The sequence below is a fragment of the Catenibacterium sp. co_0103 genome, from assembly GCF_004168205.1.
In the GTDB taxonomy this organism is placed as follows: Bacteria; Bacillota_I; Bacilli_A; order Erysipelotrichales; family Coprobacillaceae; genus Catenibacterium; species Catenibacterium mitsuoka_A.
This window is the reverse complement of sequence record NZ_RCYB01000157.1, coordinates 1-2,626: the sequence shown is the minus strand read 5'-3', so window position 1 is coordinate 2,626 and position 2,626 is coordinate 1. Positions and strand designations below refer to the sequence as shown.

The 2,626-nt window shown below is 31.9% G+C and carries 2 protein-coding genes and 1 pseudogene; all 3 read left to right on the top strand.

The genetic code is table 11. The annotated features are described in order from the left end of the window. Positions 1–243 (top strand): annotated as a pseudogene (locus EAI80_RS13905) (IS4/IS5 family transposase); the annotation flags it as partial. Positions 244–549: 306 nt separating this feature from the next. Next, entirely contained in the window at positions 550–1,572 is a 1,023-nt protein-coding gene (locus tag EAI80_RS12660; protein ID WP_129982325.1) for a Gfo/Idh/MocA family oxidoreductase, read from the top strand. Positions 1,573–1,583: 11 nt separating this feature from the next. Beyond that, positions 1,584–2,561, top strand: a complete 978-nt coding sequence (locus EAI80_RS12655) for a Gfo/Idh/MocA family oxidoreductase (protein ID WP_129982324.1) — start codon at positions 1,584–1,586, stop codon at positions 2,559–2,561. Positions 2,562–2,626: the final 65 nt, after the last annotated feature.

Sequence of the window (2,626 nt, the reverse complement as noted above, 5' to 3'; positions counted from 1 at the left end):
AATCTGACACAGAGACTTATAAGGAAGATAAAGATTGAAAAAAGAAACAAGAAATATATTTATCAGATTAATTTCACTAGAGCCTGTCATTTAGTAAGAAGTTTTCTAAACAAAAAAGATGGAAAAAATCCATCTTTAGAGAATCTGATAGCTAATGAAATCTTACCAATTCGCCCCGGTAGATCTCATAATAGAAACGTCAAACGAAAGTCGTTCATATATTTTAACTACAGATTTGACTAGTCGGACAAATTATAAACCTTTTTGCGATGAAATAGAATATTTTTTAAAAAATCGTGAAAACGATACTTTTTTGGCTGCAATAAAATAAAAGTCAGAATAATATATCTGCTGATATATCATCTGACTTAAATTCTAGCATTATTAACTTAATGACATTGACCTTCGGGTTCTTTTTTTGTGAACTATTAGTTCTCTCTTAAAAAAGTTATTCACACCTATTGCGTACTTTTTTTACGATTCTAATGTGAATACTTGTAATTGATCTTTAAATAATAAACAATAGTAGTAAAGAAGAGAGGAACATATATGACACTTACAATTGGATTTATTGGAAATGGTAAAAGCACCAATCGTTACCATATGCCATTTATACTTACAAGAAAAGATAAAATTAAAGTAAAGACAATTTATAATCGTTCTATTCACTTTGATACATGGAAGAAAATAGAAGGTATTCATTACACAGATAACCTAGATGAATTACTCAACGACAAGGATATTCAGGTTGTAGTAGTCACTTTAAAATCGAGTCTTCATTATGAATATGCGAAAAAGGTATTAGAAGCAGGAAAACATTGCGTAGTAGAAAAGCCATTTGCATCTAGTTATGCACAGGCAAAAGAATTATTTGATTTAGCTGAGTCTAAAGGACTCATGCTTCAATGTTATCAAAATAGAAGATTTGATAGTGACTTCTTAACTGTTCAGAAGGTCATTGAATCTGGAAAGCTTGGGGATCTATTAGAATTAGAAATGCATTTTGATTACTATCGTCCAGAAGTACCAGAAAGCATTCATGAATTCTCAGTAATTGATTCTTATCTCTATGGTCATGCTTGTCATACCTTAGATCAGGTCATCTCTTATTTTGGTAAACCAGATCATGCACATTATGATGTACGCCAATTATTAGGTGCAGGACGTATGAATGATTACTTTGATTTAGATCTTTATTATGGAACTCTAAAGGTCTCAGTAAAATCATCATATTTCCGTATAAAAGAGCGTCCTAGCTTTGTTTTATATGGTAAGAAGGGAATGTTTACTAAAACCAAAAAAGACCGTCAGGAAGCGGATTTGAAACATTTCTATATGCCTTATGAACATGAGGACTTTGGCTTAGATACTCCAGCTGATTATGGCACTCTTATCTATGATGAAGAAGGGCATTATCATGAAGAAAAGGTAGAAACAGTAAAAGGTGATTATGGTTACTACTATGATGCATTGTATGAAACAATCATCAATCATAAGCCACAGCTTGTTACTAAGGAACAGACATTATTACAGATGAAGATATTAGAAGATGCTATTAAAGGATTAAAATAGGAGGAACTATCATGAAATTAGGTATTGTAGGATCAGGAATGATCGTTAAAGACTTTTTAAAGATGTTTAATGAATTAAACGGTATTGAACTATTAGGTATCTCAGCACGTAATGAAGAGAACTTAAAGAACCTTTGTGTTCAGTATCCTATTGAACGTTATTATTTAAGTTATGAAGAAATGTTGGAAAATAAAGATATTGATACTATTTATGTAGCTGTACCAAATGATCTACATTTCATTATGTCTAAAAAAGCGCTTCTCGCAGGTAAAAACGTTATATGTGAAAAACCATTCACGACTAACCTCAAAGAGGCTTTAGAACTCAAGGAAATCGCTGAGAAAGAGGATTTGTTCCTTTTAGAGGCTATTCCTAATCGATTCTTCCCTAACACATATCTATTAAAAGAAAAGGTAAAGGAACTAGGTAATATTCGTGTGATTAACTTTAACTTCTCACAATATTCATCAAGATATGATCGTTTTAAGAAGGGAGATATTGCGCCTGCTTTTGATCCAAATCATTCAGGTGGTTCTTTAATGGATTTAGGTGTTTATAACATCAATCTTATTATGGAACTTTTTGGTAAACCTGAAAATGTAGATTATTATCCTAATATTGAAAGGGGTATTGATACATCAGGTGTACTTGTAATGGATTATGGTTATATGAAAGCAGTTTGTGTTGCCGCAAAGGATTGTCAGGCACCGCTATCTTCTACTATTCAGGGAGATGAAGGTTATATTGTCATGAGAAGTCCATCAAGTCAGATTACTGAATTCCAGATGGCTTTTAATAAGCAGAAAGAAGTGACTTATAACGAAAACGGACCACATAACCGTATGTATTATGAATTTGTGGAATTAAAGAAAATCATTGAAACAAATGATAAAGAAAAGATGGCTGCACTTTTACAGGATACATTAGATGTTATGGAAGTACTCACTGAAGCAAGAAAAAAAGCAGGGGTTATATTCCAATGGTATTAAGTTAAGCGAACAAATGCCAAAAACCTCTTTGATTTCAAAATCAGAGAGGTCTTTTTATTTTTTTC

What these genes read in the sequence shown, in the direction of transcription:
- EAI80_RS12660 (WP_129982325.1), top strand. Translation starts at nt 550, where the DNA reads ATGACACTTACAATTGGATTTATTGGAAATGGTAAAAGCACCAATCGT.
- EAI80_RS12655 (WP_129982324.1), top strand. Translation starts at nt 1,584, where the DNA reads ATGAAATTAGGTATTGTAGGATCAGGAATGATCGTTAAAGACTTTTTA.